Below are 16,925 nucleotides of genomic sequence, written 5' to 3'. Positions count from 1 at the left end.
CGCTACTGGAACACCAAGAGGTACCAGCCGAAACTGAAAGGGCTGAGCCCGGAACAATTCCGGACCCAGTCCGTGGACGCCGCTTGAGACCCCTATTAAGCCGTCCAGCTTTTGGGGTCTAGTTCACGGCAGACCGCCCTTCATCATAACTCGAGACGAACCTTAAGCCCCAAGCGCGCTTTCCTCTTCTGCCAAACCATCGGAGACCATTGTGGGTTCGCCGCCCTCGCGAACGACCGCCTCCGTGATCACGACTTCCTGCACGTCAGTGCGGCCAGGCAGGTCGTACATGAGCTCGAGCAGGATCTTTTCCATGATCGAGCGAAGCCCGCGAGCCCCGGTGCCATGCGCGATCGCCTGCTCGGCGATGGCGCGAAGTGCTCCGTCGGTGTACTTGAGCCGCACGCCCTCAAGGGCGAACAGGCGCTGATACTGCTTGACCAGAGCGTTCTTCGGCTCGGTGAGGATCGTGACGAGGTCGTCTTCGCTGAGCTCGTCGACGTTGGTCACGATCGGCAGCCGGCCGACGAACTCCGGGATCATGCCGAACTTGTGCAGATCCTCGGGCAACACCTGGCCGAACAGCATCCCGATATCGTGCTTCGACGCATCAGTCAGGTCGGCGTTGAAGCCGATCCCCTTCTTGCCCACCCGGTCTGAGATGATCTTGTCGAGCCCCACAAACGCCCCGCCGAGAATAAACAGGATGTTGGTGGTGTCGATGCGGATGAGCTCCTGCTGCGGGTGCTTGCGCCCGCCTTGCGGCGGTACCGCGGCTTCAGTGCCCTCGAGGATCTTGAGCAGCGCCTGTTGAACACCCTCGCCCGAGACGTCGCGGGTGATCGAGAGGTTCTCGGCTTTGCGCGCCACCTTGTCGATCTCGTCGATGTAGATGATGCCGACCTCGGCACGCTTGACGTCGAAATCTGCCGCCGTGATGAGTTTGAGCAGGATATTCTCCACATCCTCGCCCACATAGCCCGCCTCGGTCAGAGCTGTGGCATCGGCGATGGCGAACGGCACCTTGAGGATCCGCGCCAGCGTCTGCGCAAGCAGTGTCTTTCCGCAGCCGGTCGGGCCGAGGATCAGGATGTTGCTCTTTGCGATCTCAACGTCGCTGTCGTCCGTGGGTGCGATATGGACGCGCTTGTAGTGGTTGTAGACCGCAACGGAAAGAACTTTCTTCGCCTGCTCCTGTCCTACCACGTACGAGTCCAGGATCGAGTAGATCTCCTTCGGCGAAGGCAGGTCCTCAAGCACCGGTGCAAGTGCAGCTTCCTCGGCAAGCTCGTCTTCCACGATGTCGTTGCACAGATCGATGCACTCGTCACATATGTAGACACCCGGACCGGCTATCAGCTTCTTGACGTGGCGCTGGCTCTTTCCGCAGAAAGAACACTTCAGCGCCTCGGGTCCGTCCGGAGTCCGATTCATTCGCTCTTCGCCTCAAGGATACGGTTCACAAAGACCTCATCGACCAGGCCGTAGGAAACGGCGTCCTTGGCGGACATGATGTTGTCGCGCTCTGTGTCGAGGTGGATCTTCTTCTTCGTTTGACCGGTGTGCTTCGCGAGGATGCCATCAAGCTCATCGCGCATCCTGAGCATCTCTTTGGCCTGGATCTCGATATCCGTGACCTGACCCTGCGTGCCGCCCCAAGGCTGGTGGATGAGCACGCGCGAGTGCGGCAATGCGTAGCGCTTGCCGGGCGCGCCGGAGGCGAGCAGCACGGCGGCCATGCTGGCGCACTGGCCAACGCAGATCGTCGACACGTCGCACTTGATGTACTGCATGGTGTCGTAGATTGCCAAACCGGAAGTCACTGAACCACCGGGCGAGTTGATGTAGAGGTTGATGTCCTTGTCCGGCTCCGCGCTCTCGAGGTGCAGGAGCTGAGCGATCACGAGGTTGGCCACGTGATCGTCGATCTCCGTGCCGAGAAACACGATCCGCTCATTGAGCAGTCGCGAGTAGATGTCAAAGCTGCGCTCGCCTCGGCCTGTCTGTTCGATAACGATGGGTACAAGGGCTTTGATATCGGAAATACTCATGCTTTCGTCACTCCTCTGAAAGAAACCTAGGCGTTCTCGGCGGGCGCGTCCGCAGACGGCTCGGCCGGCTTGGCCTTCTTCCTGGTCGTCTTCTTGGCCGGCTCTGCTTGCGAGTCGGCTGGCGCCTCTACAGGCTGCTCCACCGGCTCAGCGGCCTTCTTGGCCGTCTTCTTCTTCGTCGTCTTCTTCGTCGTTGTCTTCTTCGTACCCGCAGCGGCCGCTTTTTCCGCGCCCGGCTCGGCTATCACGGTCTCGATGTTCTCCAGCAACCAGCCTGTCGCCTTGCGATGCATGACCATCTCCCACAGCACGGGCGCTTGCGCCTGGCCCCACCGCGCGCGCTGTTCGTCGACGGTCGTGCCCATGCCCTCTGCAAGCTCCGCATAGGTCGCGTCGACGTCTTCCTGCGTCACCTGCATGCCGAGCGCACGAAACAGGGACTCGAGTGCAAGGTCCTCGCGCACGTTCTCCTCGGCATCCTTGCGGATATCGGCGAGAATCTCCTCAGGCTTGATGTTGTATGCATCGCAGTACACATCCAACGACAGCCCTTCATTCTCAAGCTGCTTCATGAATGATTGCAGCATATTCTGAGCGCGAGACTCGGACAGCACGGCGGGGATGTCGCCTTCAAGACGACGGGCCAGCTCTTCGCGAGCAGCCTTCTCCTTAGCGCGCGCGTACGTTTTGGCTACGCCTTGCTGCAGACTCGCACGAAGATCCGCACGCATGCTCTCCATGTTGTCGAAACCAAAGTTCACCGCCAACTCGTCGTTGAGCTCGGGGAGGCGCTTGATCTTGACCTCATTCACGGTGATTTCGAAGCGGGCGGTCTTGCCTGCGACCTCGGCATTTGCGGATTCCGCCGGCATCGGGAACTCAGCGACAGTTTCGTCGCCGGCCTTGAGGCCGAGCAATCCCTGGTCAAACTCGACCGGCATCATGCCACGGCCAAGCTCGTAGAGGGACTTGTCGACGACGTTGCCTTCGTAGGGCTCGCCATCCATGTAGCCGGTGAATGAGATGATGGCGAAGTCACCTGCCTCGATGCCGCGATCCTCGACCGGCTCCAAAGATGCAACACGATCGCGCAGCTGATCCAGCCCGGCGTCTACCTCGGCATCGGAGACCTCTGCCGGCGGAACGGTGACTGTGATGTCGTCGTAAGCGGAAAGCGCAAGTTCCGGCCGCAGTTGCAGTTGGGCGGAGAAGGTGAATGTTTCGCCTTCTCCCACGGGCTGGTCGACGGAGATCTCGGGGTTGGTGATGGTGCGAAGATCCTCTTCGATGATGGCCTCACGGTACGCGGACTCAACGAGTTCCTCTGTGGCCTCCATCAGCACCTGCTCGCGGCCGACATGGGTGTCGATAACAGGGCGCGGAACCTTGCCCTTTCTGAAGCCAGGAATGCGCAAGTTCGCGCTGATCTTCTTGTACGCCTCGGTAACAGCCAAATCGACTTGATCCGCCGAGACGGTTACCGTGAGTTTGGCGTTGTTGCCTTCGAGCCGCTCGACTGATGTGGTGAGCACGAGTGATCCCTTCTTGTTTCGTCGACCCTGGCCGACCGGCGATAAGTCATCTGGTGCGGGCGAGAGGACTTGAACCTCCACGAGTCTCCTCACCGGAACCTAAATCCGGCGCGTCTGCCATTCCGCCACGCCCGCGCAGAACGGCTCAACACTATAGCAAATAAACCGCCGAATCACCCCCCGTGAACTCCGGGGCAACTCGCGAGTGCCGAGCATCGCATTCGAGAGTGCAAGTCGAAGAACCGCGGAGAGCGCAGGCCCGAACCAAAAAGCAGGCCCCTTGGGGAGCCTGCTTTCATCAAATACGGTGGTGGGCCGCCGGGGGGTCGAACCCCGGACCTTGGGATTAAGAGTCCCCTGCTCTACCAACTGAGCTAGCGGCCCGTATGCAACGCCTTCGACGAGTGACCGCCTCAAAGCGCGAAATCAACTCTTGGGGTGGATAACGGGGCTCGAACCCGCGACCTCCGGAGCCACAGTCCGGCGCTCTGCCAACTGAGCTACATCCACCATGAGTGGCTGGCACGCCCGGAGGGATTTGAACCCCCGACCTAGAGATTAGAAGTCTCCCGCTCTATCCAGCTGAGCTACGGGCGCATATGACGCCGTCCTTCTAGGCTTGTGCCGCGAAGCGGTACGGTACCCTTTGGCGACGCTAGTTGTCAATGGAGCGGCCGACGGGACTCGAACCCGCAACAACCAGCTTGGAAGGCTGATGCTCTACCAATTGAACTACGGCCGCAGACAGTTCGAAGCGTGGATCACATGATTCGCGCTTCGTAGCCTGAACAATCTACAGAACACACGGCAATACTTCAAGGTGCTACCACCCACTCGGCAACGTCTTCACCAAATGGAGTATTCTGAAGCGGCTCAAACCAACAAGGAAATCGGAAGCAAACACCCAAGCGATTTGCTTCGTCTGTTGAATTCTGGAGATGCAGTACATGCCGATCTGTGCACCCAAGTCCGACAACGAGTTCCGGGAATGCTGCTGTACGGGAAAGACCCTCGATCGGCTCGTACAGCCGGCCATTCTGAGCATTCTGGCCGACGAGGATCTCCATGGCTACGCGATTGTGCAACTCTTGGCTGAATCTCCGATGTTCGGAGGCCAGAAGCCTGATGCCACGGGCGTCTACCGCTCCCTTCGCCAGATGGAGGAACTCGGATACGTTGATTCAGTCTGGAACACGTCGGAGTCGGGTCCCGCCAAGAAGCTCTTCCATCTGACGGACAGCGGGTGCGCCTGCATGGCGCGCTGGGTCGACACCCTCACCTGCTATCGGGCAGCCGTCGGTGAGCTTATCAGCATGCTTCGAACCGCCCAGGCGAAGAATCAGGTAGTCGCTGCGGACTAGACCTCGGCGGCGAGCAGCCCAAGAGCGCGCTCCCACGCTGCGTAGACTGTCCCGACGAATTCTTGCTCACTTCGTATCACAGGCTCGTTCACGAGCGCGTGCGGCACTCCTGAGAACGCGGGCTCGAGGTAGCCAATGCTCAGCGCTCGCTCGGACATCGCGACGTCGTGCACATCGTCATCAAAGAGTTCCGGCTTCACAAGATAGGCTGCAGAAACAACATCCCAGCAGTGGAAACCGCCGAGATGGTACCGTTCGCTCATATCGCGGAACCAGTAACGGCATTTGCTCCAGAGATAGCTCCCGGCGGGGTTTTCGGCTGAAGGTGCGAAGCGTCTCTCGAACTCCTCGGCGGCGAAGAACGCTTTTAAGCAGTTGTTGCCCGTCGCGACGCTCACATTCCTCCCCTTTGAGAGCACGAGTTCCGTCGCAACGGGATCGCAGGCAAAGTTGAGTTCGTCCATGACGATGCCGTCAAAGACGAGTGTTTGCGTGATACCACCCATAAGAACGATCTCGCGAACATTGTGCAAGAAGCCGGGATCGATTAGCTGAGCACCTCGCAGGTTGGTCAGGGAGCCTGTCGCCACGATCGACACCTCACCGGGATTTGCTGCAACCGTTCGCGCGAGGTACTCGGAGGCATCGCTCGTCGGATGGCTTGCGTCCTGACAACCGCGAAAGACGGGAATGCTGAGACCCAACTCGCCGAACATGAGTTGGGTATTGGCGTACACGGTGTCAACGAGGTTGTTGCCGTAGGCAGTCGTGGCGCCAATGACCGTAGCGAGTTCAGGGTGGCCGAGGAGGAAGAGAAGTGCCAAGCCATCGTCGATATCGCATCCAGGAATGCCCATGGTGTTGTCGAAGTCGAAGATGACACGCTTGGGACCGTAGGACATTGCGGCGTTTCCCCTTTCGCGCGAGTTCGTAGATGCGAGTGTCCCACCATGCGCAAGGACATAGATTGCCATCCGAGATTCTCGAAATCGTGATGTTAGTAGTGTATCTCTACTAGTGGACTATGTCTTATAGTAGTCCCATGGTGGCGACAGCGAAAATGGCACTGCCAACCTGCTTGCATCACGCCGATAGGGCCAGGAAGACAAACCACGAAGGAGAAGCATCGCATGGAACTCAGAAACCGGCCGCTTACGCGTCGCCAGTTCGTCGAATTCGCAGGACTCACGGGTGTTGCAGCCCTATCGAGCGGCGCTCTGTGGGGTTGCGCCGCGAAATCGGGCGATTCCGGCTCGGCCGCTTTCAACATCGACAACGCCGATTGGAGCGCCATCGTCGCGGAAGCCAAGGGCAAGAGCGTCTCGTTCTACGGTTGGGGCGGCGATGAGAACCGCAACAAGTGGCTCGACACGACGGTTACTGACGCCCTCAAGAAGGACTACGACATCACGCTCAAGCGCGTTCCAATGGGCATCAATGATGTCCTGACGCAGCTCTCCGGCGAGATGCAGGCAGGCGCCAAGGAGGGTTCGATCGACTTCATCTGGATCAACGGTGAGAACTTCTACTCGACCATGCAGAATGGCTACCTCTACGGGCCATTCTGCCAGAGGCTGCCCAATTTCAGAGACTACGTTGACGCGAACACCGAGATCACCTACGACTTCGGCAAGCCCAACAACGGCTATGAAGCACCCTACGGCAAGGCGCAGATGGTCTTGCTCGTCGACATCAAGAAGACACCCACTCCCCCGTCAACGGCCGCCGATTTCTTCACCTTCTGCAAAGCGAACAAAGGAAGAGTGACCTACCCTGCCGCCGGCGACTTCACGGGTACCGCATTCATCTCCTGTCTCCTAGCAAGCGCTATGGGCGCCGACCAATGGAAGAAACTCACTGCGATGAACGCAAACGACGAGAAGGCCATCCGCGATCTTGTCGAACCGGGCTTGAAGTACCTCCGCAGCCTCAACCCCTACCTCTGGAAAAACGGCACAACATTTCCGGCCGACTCGGGCACCGTCTACACGATGTTTCAGGATGGCGAGTTGGTTCTCCATATGACCTACGACCCGTTCGGCTGGATCAACGACGTCAAATCCGGCCTCATTCCCGACACCACTCAATCGTTCATCTTGCGCGAGGGCACAGTTGGAAACACGAACTTCATGGCCATCGCAAAAAACGCACCCCATAAGGCCGCCGCGTTGGTCGCCATCAACGAGATTCTCTCTCCAAAGATTCAGCTTTCACAATACGAGACTCTCAAGACGGTCACCGTCCTTGACGTTTCCAAAGTCGATTCGAACACGCAGGCGGCCTTCAAGTCCGTGAGCCTCGGCAAGGGAACTCTTTCTCTCTCCGAACTCCTTGCTCATCGACTTCCCGAGGTCTCCGGCGGAGTCATCACTCTCATTGAGAAGCTTTGGACATCCGAGGTCGTCGGCAAATAATCGCAAACTGCTCGCGGCATGAGTGCTGCGACACACCCGGAGCCGGTGATCGGAGGAGGAGAGAACAGTGCTTCAAGACAATGAGCGGGGTTCCGCTGGCCGCAGGCCGCGCTTATTGGCCACGTCGCGCTCTTGTCTCGCTCCCTACCTGCTCATTCTGCCTGCCATGCTGCTGGCCTTACTCTTCGCATATGGAGTGCTGAACGGGATCCTCCAAGGTTTCGGTATTATGCCCTATCTCGGCCTGACCACGCCGACGCTTGAGTACTACACCGAGGCCCTCACCCGTTCCGATCTGATCTCGTCGATCCTCTTCAGTCTGTACGTTGCCGCCGCATCGTCCGTGCTCGCCACAATGGGAGGCGTGACCCTCTCGGCAGTCATTACGCGCCTTCGCGTAGGGCGCACTGGACGTCTCGCAAGCGTTCAGATTCCGATCATGACTGCGCATACGGTCGTGGCGCTGTCGGTAATCTCCCTCTTCAGCGGTAGCGGTCTACTGGCGCGCGTACTCAATTCGATCGGCGTGATCGGCTCACAAGCCGATTTCCCAACGGTGGTGGGCTCCTCACAAGGGTGGGCAATCATCCTTGTGTATCTCTGGAAGGAGATTCCATTTGTCGCGTTTTCCACGTTTGCCATCATGGGAAGTATCAGCGACCGTTTCTCCGAGGCCGCTTCGAGTCTAGGTGCCTCACCACTGCGAACGTTCTTCGCGGTCACTGTTCCTTTGAGTTCTCCTGCAATAGCAAAGTCGTTCCTGATCGTCTTCGCGTTCGCCTTCGGCTCATACGAGGTGCCGCTTTTGTTGGGTTCGACGCTGCCGCGTGCCTTGCCTGTACTCGCCTACATCGAGTACAGCAGTCCGGAGCTGCTTGACCGCGCCCATGCGATGGCGCTCAACGGGATCATGTCGTTCATCACACTCATTCTCGCATGGCTGTACTTGCGCATCATCCAACGAGAGCGAAGGGGCCGGTGACGCGAATGCCCGCCCAGTCGCCATCCGCTCGCCGATACTCTCGCGCCATGCGAGTCTTCTTCGGCATCTACCTGCTGGTCGTGTTCGTCCCGCTCTCAACCATTGCGGTGTGGGCTTTCGTCGACCGGTGGCCCTGGCCAAACCTGCTTCCCTCGGCACTCTCCACCCGCGGACTCGCCGAAATATTCAATGGGCATGCCCCGATCGGCGGTGTCTTGGCCCGCAGCATCCTCATTGCCGTCGCGGTTTCGGTCCTCTGCATCGTGATCGCGTCGCTTTCGGCACGAGCACTCGTCTTCTACGAGTTTCTCGGTAAGGACCTTTTCCGCTTTGCAACGATCCTGCCGTTCATCGTGCCGGCTGCGGTGTTCGCGATGGGTATTCAGGTGGCGTTTCTGCGCGTTGGGCTGGGCGGGACGATGCTGGGCGTCATCATCGCGCATACCGTTGTTGCACTGCCATACGCAATTGGCATCATGACCGACGTGATGGCGGCGGCAGGCCCCCGACTCGAAGAGCAGTCACGCGTGCTGGGCGCCTCGCGCCGGCAGACGCTCGTGCATGTCACAGTGCCATCGCTGCTTCCGGGCATCTTGGCTTCGGCTTCGATGGCCTATATCGTGTCGTTTAGTCAGTACTTCCTCACGTTGCTTGTTGGCGGTGGCTCCATGAAGACGTTTGCCGTAGTGATGTTTCCCTTCCTGTCGTCCGGCGACCGCACCATCGCTGCTTCCTACAGCCTCGTGTTTCTGGTCTCCACATTCGCGGTCTTCCTGCTGTTCGAGTGGATTCTCAAGAAACTCGGCATGCGTGAGACCAGGAGTCTCTTCCTCTAGAAAGGTTTGTCATGGGTCTCGTGGTTCGCGATCTCGAACTCACAATTGACGGCAGACGTATCCTGCACGGCATCTCATTCGATGTGGCCGATGGCGAGTTTGTCTCCATACTAGGGGCATCAGGGGCGGGCAAGAGCACGACACTCAAGTTGATCTCCGGAATCCTGTACCCGGATGCCGGTACGATCGAGATCGATGGCCAACCCGTGAACGACGTCCCGGCGCACCAGCGCCGTGCCTCCGTGGTCTTTCAGGACGTCCGTCTCTTCCCAAACATGAGTCTTGAGGACAACATCGCCTTCCCGCTGAAGATGCAGGGCATGCCTCGCACAAGACGACTTGAAATCGCACATGAGTTGCTTGGGCTGATGCATCTTGAGGGACTGGGCCGACGCGGCGTCCATGAAGTCTCGGGTGGTCAGCAACAACGCGTGGCCCTCGCTCGGGCGCTCGCGGCACAACCTCGCTTGCTCCTGCTCGACGAACCATTCTCGGGTATGGACGAGAGTCTGCGAGCCGAGATGCAGCATCTCGTCGTGGATCTGCACCGCAAACTCGGCATCACCACAGTGCTGGTTACACACGACGCCACTGAGGCGCTCATGGTGTCCGACCATATCGTCTACATGCATGACGGCGCGATCGTGCAGTACGGTGCACCGATCGACCTCTATGAACATCCCGCGTCGGCAGAGGTGGCAAGCTGCTTTGGTGACTGCACTGTGTTCAATGGCGCGATTGTCAATGGAGCGTTTCGCGCGAACGAGCTGGTGGTCCCCTGCATGGGAGCCTGCGGCACGGCCTGCTCGGCCAACGGCCCTGCCACTGCTGTTGTTCGTCATAGGGGTGTGCGGCTTAAGCCTGATGGGGTGCTGGAGGTCATCAGCTCCACGTATTGCGGTGATGGTTACATGGTGCGGGTCACCACGGGTGAAAACACGCTGACCGCACGATCACTCGTTGCTTTCGCCCCCGGCCAGCGTGTGGACCTGCATATCGAGAACGGGTCCTTGTTCGTATATTCGGATGCGGGCGCGGGCACCGGCCCCGTGACTGACTTCTTCGTTGAAAGAGACAGCGTGGCCGAGGGGGTCTCAGAGTGATCTCCACATTGGAGTTGGAGGAATACCTGCGCGACGCCGCCGACTTGCGAGTTGCTCTCGGCATTCCAGTCGGTGTCGAACTCCCTCTCACGCCGATCGGACAAGGCGAATACAACGCGAATTTCAAGTTCACGCATCCAGTGAGCGGCCAACATCTTGTGCTGCGCGTCAATATGGGTAGCCAGATGCATCTGGACGACCAGATCGGTTACGAATTCAAGGCGCTACAGCTGCTGGAACACAGTGGCCGCACGCCACATGCTTACTACGTGGACGGATCACGTTCGCGTCTGCCGTATGGCGTGCTTGTGATGGAGTTCCTGCCCGGCAGGCCGCTCGTGTACGAGACGGGCATCGTGCTGGCAGCCGAAATCCTTGCCGACGTGCACAGCGTGCCCGTGCCGGCCGAGTGCCACCTCGTGCGTCCTGAAGACCTCCCTGACGCGATAGTCCAAGAGAGTCGTGACATGCTCGCCGTCTACACGGACTCGCCCTTCGCGACTCCGCACATCTCGGCAGCACTCGAACAGCTCGCGAAGAAGGCCGGCCGACTCGCGCACATGGCAACTGGCCATGGCATTCCCGAGACGGAGCGGCATGTCGTCAACACGGAACTCAATGCGGCGAACTTCCTCGTCAACGGGCCGGCCCGACCCAACTATCTGGTCGACTGGGAGAAGCCCATCCTAGGCGATGTAGCGCAGGACATAGCTCACTTTCTCGCTCCCACGACGACGCTGTGGAAGACCGAGACCGTCCTGACTCGCGAACAGATGGCCGAGTTCCTCGGCCTGTACTGCACCGCGGTCAACGGACGTTTCTCCACCCATGCGCTCGAATCGCGCTTCGAACAGTATCTGTCCATCACCTGTCTGCGCGGCATTGCCTGGTGTGCGATGGCATACGTCGAGTACCAAGACCCGCGGCGCACACTGCGCAACGAGTACACCTACGAAAAGATCAAGGCGTATCTCGCACCCGAATTCCTCGATTGCATCGATACCGAGTTCTTCGGATGAAGAACGCGGTGGTGAGCATCGGAGCCTACGCGCGGTTCTCCATCTCGTCGACAACCTCGGTCTTGATCTTGCGCACCAGTTCCTGAAGCGCCCCGAACACGTGCTCTCGGATGTCTCCAGCCACCAGCGCGTACATGATGTCGTCGCCCACCTGAAGCGTGCCGCTGTTCACCCATGCGCGCACATACGCAACGCCATCCATATGCGAGACCTGTTCAATCACCTCACCGAGGCGATCCGGGTTGTACGACAACTCCATCCCTGTGACGACAGCGCCACTCCGGGAGGTTCCCCTCACAATACCGTTGTGTATGAGGCACATGCCAACACCCGGCGCTTCAGGTCCAGTTTTGACTTCGGCAAGCCACGCGTCGACAGAAGGTCGCTCTCTCTGCATCATCCGCTCCATTCCTTCATTCACTCCGTTGATTGCGGCCGCTCATGTGCCACGGCCACGTTGCTCCTGCACGTCTGTCGGCTCTCTTAGTCTTCAACGCGGTCCAATTCGAGCACCGGCCGGATGACCGCCTGCATCGCCTCCGCTGTGGGCGATGCGGCGAAGTGCTCGACGAAAGCACGACCGCTGTCGCATGCGTCCGCGATCTGAGGATCCATTGGAATCGCCCCCAAGAATCGGACACCCATATCTTGAGCAATCTCCCGGCCACCGCCGGAACTCAGGATTGTCGTGACCTCACCGCAGTGAGGACAAGCGAATCCGCTCATGTTCTCCACGATCCCAAGCACCGGAACCTCAAGCTTCCGACAGAATGTGATGGATTTCCGCACATCGACCGAGGCTACCTTCTGTGGTGTGGTGACTATCACCGCCCCGTCGATATCTCCGATCATGTGGCAGATTGACAGCAACTCGTCTCCCGTTCCGGGAGGAGTGTCGATGATGAGATAGTCCAGATCCCCCCACTCGACATCGGCAAGGAACTGCCTGATGATCCCTGTCTTCACAGGGCCTCGCCATATGAGTGCATCGTCGTGATTACGCAGCATGAAACCGATGGACATCACTTTGATCCCGCCCGCATCGACAGGCAGCAATCCATCCTCTGAACCGATAAGGGTGGCTCCTTCGAGACCCAGCATCGTTGGAACGCTCGGGCCGTGGATATCTATGTCGAGCAGGCCGACGCGCTTACCCGCCAGCATCAAGGCGACGGCCATGTTCACGGCGACTGTGCTCTTGCCTACGCCGCCCTTCCCTGACAGGACGGCGACTTTGTGTTGCACGCGACAGAGCCTCGCCTGCAACTTACGCCGGTCCTCGAAATCCTTGTCTCCCTCACCTTGCACGCGTTTGTTGGCAGAGCATGTTGCATCGCTGCATGAGCCGCACGATCCGGCTGTGGCACTTGCAGCCTCCTCTTGGGCACCGTCTTCCACGGTAAGCCTCCTTTGACTCAGTCGAGTCACGGCGAGTACCGTGACGTTCTTGCTCTAGACTAACCGATTATCCCAGCATGAATTGCGGCGTGTACAGCGCATCCGGCGCCGTTACGTCAACCCCAGATGACTCTCCAGTGCGCCCCACGCGATTTCGATTGCGCGCATTCCCTCTCCGTTTGCCGCCGGAATTGCTACGGCAGGTTCGAACGCCATGCGTTCCAACGCGCGACCCAGCGCAGCGTCGAAGGGAATCTCGGCAAGGAGCGGAAGTTCGTGCTTCTCCGCCAACGCTCGAATACGATCCGCGCCAGATGTGGAGAGGTCAGCCTTGTTGAGCACAACCACCACAGGCACGCCGAGTCGGCTCGCTAGATCAACCAGACGCGACAAATCGTGCTCGCCTGAGATCGTAGGCTCGGCAACCGCCACCAGCAGATCGGTGTTCGTGATCGCGGCAATGACGGGGCATCCCACGCCGGGAGGGCCATCGACGATCAGAAGCTGTGCGCTCTCCCGCTCAGCGATTTCCTTTCCGAGCCGGCGCACCTCGGTCACGAGCTTCCCGGAAAGGTCTTCGCCCGGGCCGAGTTGCCCATACGCGATCGGACCCGCCGCACTCTCGCCGAGACACGCTATGCCGGCGCTCGAAGAACACATTCGGACGGCCTCGGCCACGCAGACGCGCGCACAGTAGCCGCATCCCTCGCATGCCCACGGGTCAACCACTCGCAGAGCGTTGGCTCCTTCAGAGATTGCCCCGAACCTGCAGACGCTGTCGCACAGCCCGCAGCTGCGGCACAGGCTCGAATCAATCTCGGCTCGCGCCCCTCCAACAAACGGCTCACGCATGATTTCGTGGGCGTGCAGAGCGAGCGGAAGGTTCGATGCCTCAACGTCGGCGTCGGCAACAGCCACCACCCGTTTGCGCGCAGCAAGGTGGGCAAACAGCGCAGCCAGTGTAGTCTTCCCCGTACCGCCCTTGCCGGATGCCACAACGATTGTCTTCATCGAAGCACTATCTCTCGGTTCGCGTGCGACTTCGCGCCAGCATGCCTGCGTATGCTCCTGAAGGCTTCCGCCAAGACCTCACGCACGCCGGGCACGACATCTACCACAAGCGCGCCGCGGGCGTAGGTCTCGGCGATCCGCCGGTCGAAACGCAAACGACCCAGAATCGACGCGCCATAGCGCTCAGCCAAGCGGTCAAGAGCGTCGGATGGTTCGCCGGCGTCGCGGTTCAAGAAGACGCCCATCGGCAGTCTCAGATCGCTCCCTAGGCGCAAGCTCAACTCCAAGTCGTGCAGTCCAAACGGCGTTGGCTCGGTCACAAGCAGCAATGCATCCGCGTTGCGCATGGAGGCGACCGCCGAACAAGCCACGCCAGGCGGCGCATCCAGCACCACGAACCTGGCGCCGCACGAACGGCCGGCCTCGCGGGCTGCTCTAATCACCAGCGGTGCCTTGACCTGTCCCACATCAAGCCGGCCGGTCACTACCGTTAAGCCGTCCCTAGCGGTGGGTACCCCAACACACACTTCGCCCACACGGCGCGCCACTTCGTGCATCGCCCCCGTCGGGCACATGTCGACGCAGAGCCCACAACCGTGGCACAACTCGTCGAATACGATTGCCGAAGGACCGAAGATGCGCGACGCTCCATAGGCGCAAGCATTTCGGCACACGCCGCACGCCGTGCAGGCCGTCGAGTCGACCTCTGCGACCAACGCGTCGACCCGCAACGTCACCTCGGCGCTCACGTCGAAGAAGAGGTGGTCGTTCGGCGCCTCAACATCGCAGTCGACAAGCGTCGTCGCGAGTCCGCTGGCGGCGACCATTGCAGCAAGATTGCTCGAGACCAGCGTCTTGCCGGTACCCCCCTTGCCCGAGGCCACCGCCAGCGTGAAATGATCGGCTTGGGCGCTCATGCTGCCTCTCACAGCAGCTAGTGGTTTCCGCCGCCGCAGGCGTTGTCCAGCTCCATGACCGGCAACTCGCCTTGCAGAACTCTACTCACGACATCGCCCACGCCCGGCGTCTGGTTGTCGAAGAACACCCTGATGCCCACGTCCTTGAATCCCATGAGTGGACGCGCACCCATACCGCCGGCCACGAGCGCGTTGACGCCGTGGGAGGCGAGAAGATTGACAGGTGCCAGGCAGCCACCCTCGACATGAGGGGGGTTGCCGACAACGGAAACCTCGACTATCTCGCCATTCTCCATGTCGATCACGGTGAAACAGTCGCAGTGCCCAAAATGCCCCGAGCGCTCCGCCTTCAATCCACCTTCGCCAACCGTCGGAACAGCAAGCCTGATTCGGTCACTCATGCGCATATCCTCTCATCTGTCGGTCCGGAGCCATCAGTGGTCCGGCTGAGTTACCCAACGAACTACATCCCCACATGGCTTTCGCCCTCAGAAAGCGGTTCGAGCGAGGCCGAGTTGAACCGATCAATGGCCTCCCTCACGGTCAGGGTTGCCGCGCCATAGCCCCGTACACCTGCCGCTTGCAGGGCCTTGTACGCATTCGGCCCGAGATGACCGGTCAGCACGGCCTCAGCCCCGTGTCCACATACGGCCTCCGCTGCGCCGAAGCCGGCGCCTTTGAGCGCCTGCTGGTTCACTTTGTTGTCGAGGACCTCCAACTCAAGCGTTTCTGTGTCGACAATCAACAGATGCGCTGCCCTGCCAAAGCGTTCATCGACTCTCGACTCGAGTGTGGGCTCCAACGCGCTGATGGCGACCTTCATTGCTGAGCACTTTCTGCCGATCGGTCCCCGTCGTTCTCGACGAGCCCGCTCTCCAGCAGACCAGCAAGCAGGCCCGCCACCGTCTCGCGCTCTCGTAAGTGCTGAATCCAATGCCGCGCAAGCTCAAGACCCTCGCTTGTGAGCTCATAGTCACGACGCCGTGGGCCCGAACCCTCCTCACACCATGCCGATACTGCGTAGCCCTCACCCTCAAGTCGGCGCAACACGCGGTATAGTCCCCCCGCGTCCGCATCGACTTGGCCATCGGTCATCTCAAGGATGATCCGTTGCAGGTCATAGCCGTGGCTCCCCCCGGTAAGGAGGGCCGCAATCGCAGCCGGCTCAACAAGCGTGCCATGCCCTCCACCGCCGCCTGCATGGCCTCGGCCGCAGCAGCGTCGACCCGCACGCTCGTTGTCCTCAACTTCGCAGCATCGCAGATCCTCACCAGTCATACTGTGCGCTCCTAATCCGTCGTGATCCTGCATCCACGCTAGATGTCGACTACTTGCGAGGCAATCAAGCCGTCTTCACCGGATCACAGTATCTCACCCAGCCGCTGGCGATGCGTCCCAGGCACGCCCCATACACTCGTGAATCTCCTCTTCGCTCGGAAGCTCGCCTGAGTAGAAACTCAGAACAGCGGTCCGAGGTACTACCCTGCCAACGACGACGTCGTCGTAGAGTTCGCGCAGACGCGGCATCGCGTCATCCGACCCCACCGGTGAGGCAAAGACAACCCGGGAGGCGCCGTGACGCCGCATGTACTCCGCTGCGGACTGTGCAACGAGATAGGTCTCGGCCATGTCGTCGACGACTATCACGTTGCGTCCTTCGAGGTCCACGAACTCACGGCCTCCTCGGCAGCGGTCGGTCTCACTGCGAAGGTGCTGCGCCAGTTCGCCTCGTGATCTCGTCAGCTCATATCGAGTGAGCTGAGTGTGCGGATCGACTGTAGCAAAGCCGTCGGGATCTATCGCACCCAGCGTGAGTTCGGGAAAGCATGGGACGCCTATGCGACAGACTGGCACGCACTCGTAAGCTACGCCCAAGCCTAACGCGACTGTGGCGCCCACCAAAGCGCCGCCTTTCGGGATTCCAACGACGACGGTGCCGGTCCGGTCCGTTATTTGCGCCAGGGTGTGTGCAAGCCTCTCACCGGCGACGCTCCTATCGACTGACATAGCGCACCTCCAATCCGTAGAACCTGCTGTCCGATTTGTGCCTCTCGATCGACAGGACATCGGTCGATCTACATATAGCTGTTATATGCATTGTATGTTCATCGCATGTATATGTCAACGTTCACGCTTCGCCCCGACTCGCCCTTTCTTGCATGCGGCATCCCCCGGGACCTCTTGTAGTTCCCTAGTGATGTGGCGTGAACAGCTGGTGCGTGTACCATGAGCCTCGAGTAAGACAGCGCTGCGGTGCGGCCCACACAGACCACAAGGGCGAGCCATGCTGCAACCGGAGTT

The 16,925-nt window shown here is 59.9% G+C and carries 19 protein-coding genes and 5 tRNA genes; 7 read left to right on the top strand and 17 right to left on the bottom strand.

What is annotated here, in order from left to right; genetic code table 11:
* Positions 1 to 87 (top strand): IS3 family transposase (locus HGA39_07530; GenBank protein ID NTW29192.1); only part of this gene is annotated, 87 nt, incomplete at its 5' end.
* Between the two features lie 75 nt (positions 88 to 162).
* Here HGA39_07530 and clpX read toward each other — a convergent pair.
* The 8 genes from clpX to HGA39_07490 all read right to left on the bottom strand — a co-directional run bounded on the left by clpX (position 163) and on the right by HGA39_07490 (position 4,325).
* Positions 163 to 1,434: an ATP-dependent Clp protease ATP-binding subunit ClpX gene (gene clpX / locus HGA39_07525; GenBank protein NTW29191.1), complete on the bottom strand. Its 1,272-nt coding sequence runs from the start codon at positions 1,432 to 1,434 to the stop codon at positions 163 to 165.
* On the bottom strand, positions 1,431 to 2,051 hold the full coding sequence (gene clpP / locus HGA39_07520; GenBank protein NTW29190.1) for an ATP-dependent Clp endopeptidase proteolytic subunit ClpP: 621 nt from the start codon (positions 2,049 to 2,051) through the stop codon (positions 1,431 to 1,433). Before clpP ends, clpX begins: the two co-directional genes overlap by 4 nt.
* 26 nt (positions 2,052 to 2,077) lie before the next feature.
* Positions 2,078 to 3,583, bottom strand: a complete 1,506-nt coding sequence (gene tig, locus HGA39_07515; protein NTW29189.1) for a trigger factor — start codon at positions 3,581 to 3,583, stop codon at positions 2,078 to 2,080.
* 51 nt (positions 3,584 to 3,634) lie between these two features.
* Positions 3,635 to 3,718, bottom strand: a tRNA-Leu gene (locus HGA39_07510).
* 173 nt (positions 3,719 to 3,891) lie between these two features.
* Positions 3,892 to 3,967, bottom strand: a tRNA-Lys gene (locus HGA39_07505).
* A gap of 50 nt (positions 3,968 to 4,017) precedes the next feature.
* Positions 4,018 to 4,093, bottom strand: a tRNA-His gene (locus tag HGA39_07500).
* A 10-nt stretch (positions 4,094 to 4,103) separates the two neighbouring features.
* A tRNA-Arg gene (locus tag HGA39_07495) sits at positions 4,104 to 4,180 on the bottom strand.
* A 69-nt stretch (positions 4,181 to 4,249) separates the two neighbouring features.
* A tRNA-Gly gene (locus tag HGA39_07490) sits at positions 4,250 to 4,325 on the bottom strand.
* 205 nt (positions 4,326 to 4,530) lie between these two features.
* On the opposite strand from HGA39_07490, the gene HGA39_07485 reads away from it, so the two are divergent.
* Entirely contained in the window at positions 4,531 to 4,944 is a 414-nt protein-coding gene (locus tag HGA39_07485) for a PadR family transcriptional regulator (protein ID NTW29188.1), read from the top strand.
* On the opposite strand, the gene HGA39_07480 is transcribed toward HGA39_07485, so the two are convergent.
* Positions 4,941 to 5,846 carry a nucleoside hydrolase gene (locus HGA39_07480; protein ID NTW29187.1) on the bottom strand — a complete coding sequence of 302 codons (906 nt, stop codon included), beginning with the start codon at positions 5,844 to 5,846 and terminating at the stop codon, positions 4,941 to 4,943. The two genes, HGA39_07485 and HGA39_07480, sit on opposite strands and share 4 nt — an antisense overlap.
* A gap of 228 nt (positions 5,847 to 6,074) precedes the next feature.
* Between HGA39_07480 and HGA39_07475 the strand changes: the two genes are divergently transcribed.
* The 5 genes from HGA39_07475 to HGA39_07455 all read left to right on the top strand — a co-directional run bounded on the left by HGA39_07475 (position 6,075) and on the right by HGA39_07455 (position 11,298).
* A complete protein-coding gene (locus HGA39_07475) occupies positions 6,075 to 7,358 on the top strand; it encodes an ABC transporter substrate-binding protein (GenBank protein NTW29186.1) in 1,284 nt (427 codons plus the stop codon).
* A 166-nt stretch (positions 7,359 to 7,524) separates the two neighbouring features.
* Entirely contained in the window at positions 7,525 to 8,340 is an 816-nt protein-coding gene (locus tag HGA39_07470) for an ABC transporter permease subunit (protein NTW29185.1), read from the top strand.
* A 47-nt stretch (positions 8,341 to 8,387) separates the two neighbouring features.
* Positions 8,388 to 9,176 carry an ABC transporter permease subunit gene (locus tag HGA39_07465; GenBank protein ID NTW29184.1) on the top strand — a complete coding sequence of 263 codons (789 nt, stop codon included), beginning with the start codon at positions 8,388 to 8,390 and terminating at the stop codon, positions 9,174 to 9,176.
* 11 nt (positions 9,177 to 9,187) lie between these two features.
* A complete protein-coding gene (locus HGA39_07460; GenBank protein NTW29183.1) occupies positions 9,188 to 10,279 on the top strand; it encodes an ABC transporter ATP-binding protein in 1,092 nt (363 codons plus the stop codon).
* The gene (locus HGA39_07455; protein NTW29182.1) at positions 10,276 to 11,298 is read left to right on the top strand and encodes an aminoglycoside phosphotransferase family protein; all 1,023 of its coding nucleotides are present in this window, start codon (positions 10,276 to 10,278) and stop codon (positions 11,296 to 11,298) included. Before HGA39_07460 ends, HGA39_07455 begins: the two co-directional genes overlap by 4 nt.
* A 25-nt stretch (positions 11,299 to 11,323) precedes the next feature.
* On the opposite strand, the gene HGA39_07450 is transcribed toward HGA39_07455, so the two are convergent.
* The 8 genes from HGA39_07450 to HGA39_07415 all read right to left on the bottom strand — a co-directional run bounded on the left by HGA39_07450 (position 11,324) and on the right by HGA39_07415 (position 16,631).
* Complete coding sequence (locus HGA39_07450) at positions 11,324 to 11,698, bottom strand: molybdenum cofactor biosynthesis protein MoaE (GenBank protein NTW29181.1); 375 nt, start codon at positions 11,696 to 11,698, stop codon at positions 11,324 to 11,326.
* Positions 11,699 to 11,781: 83 nt separating this feature from the next.
* On the bottom strand, positions 11,782 to 12,696 hold the full coding sequence (locus tag HGA39_07445; GenBank protein NTW29180.1) for an Mrp/NBP35 family ATP-binding protein: 915 nt from the start codon (positions 12,694 to 12,696) through the stop codon (positions 11,782 to 11,784).
* A 111-nt stretch (positions 12,697 to 12,807) separates the two neighbouring features.
* A complete protein-coding gene (locus tag HGA39_07440; protein ID NTW29179.1) occupies positions 12,808 to 13,707 on the bottom strand; it encodes a P-loop NTPase in 900 nt (299 codons plus the stop codon).
* Complete coding sequence (locus tag HGA39_07435) at positions 13,704 to 14,624, bottom strand: P-loop NTPase (GenBank protein ID NTW29178.1); 921 nt, start codon at positions 14,622 to 14,624, stop codon at positions 13,704 to 13,706. The genes HGA39_07440 and HGA39_07435 overlap by 4 nt, the downstream gene beginning before the upstream one ends.
* A 17-nt stretch (positions 14,625 to 14,641) precedes the next feature.
* Complete coding sequence (locus HGA39_07430) at positions 14,642 to 15,025, bottom strand: dinitrogenase iron-molybdenum cofactor biosynthesis protein (GenBank protein NTW29177.1); 384 nt, start codon at positions 15,023 to 15,025, stop codon at positions 14,642 to 14,644.
* A gap of 62 nt (positions 15,026 to 15,087) precedes the next feature.
* Positions 15,088 to 15,447: a dinitrogenase iron-molybdenum cofactor biosynthesis protein gene (locus tag HGA39_07425; protein ID NTW29176.1), complete on the bottom strand. Its 360-nt coding sequence runs from the start codon at positions 15,445 to 15,447 to the stop codon at positions 15,088 to 15,090.
* On the bottom strand, positions 15,444 to 15,902 hold the full coding sequence (locus HGA39_07420; GenBank protein ID NTW29175.1) for a PadR family transcriptional regulator: 459 nt from the start codon (positions 15,900 to 15,902) through the stop codon (positions 15,444 to 15,446). The genes HGA39_07425 and HGA39_07420 overlap by 4 nt, the downstream gene beginning before the upstream one ends.
* 93 nt (positions 15,903 to 15,995) lie before the next feature.
* Positions 15,996 to 16,631, bottom strand: a complete 636-nt coding sequence (locus HGA39_07415; GenBank protein NTW29174.1) for a hypothetical protein — start codon at positions 16,629 to 16,631, stop codon at positions 15,996 to 15,998.
* Positions 16,632 to 16,925: the final 294 nt, after the last annotated feature.

This window comes from Coriobacteriia bacterium, assembly GCA_013336165.1.
Classification (GTDB): Bacteria; Actinomycetota; Coriobacteriia; order Anaerosomatales; family JAAXUF01; genus JAAXUF01.
Note: the sequence above shows the minus strand (reverse complement) of the source record. Positions and strands in the feature narration are given on the sequence as shown.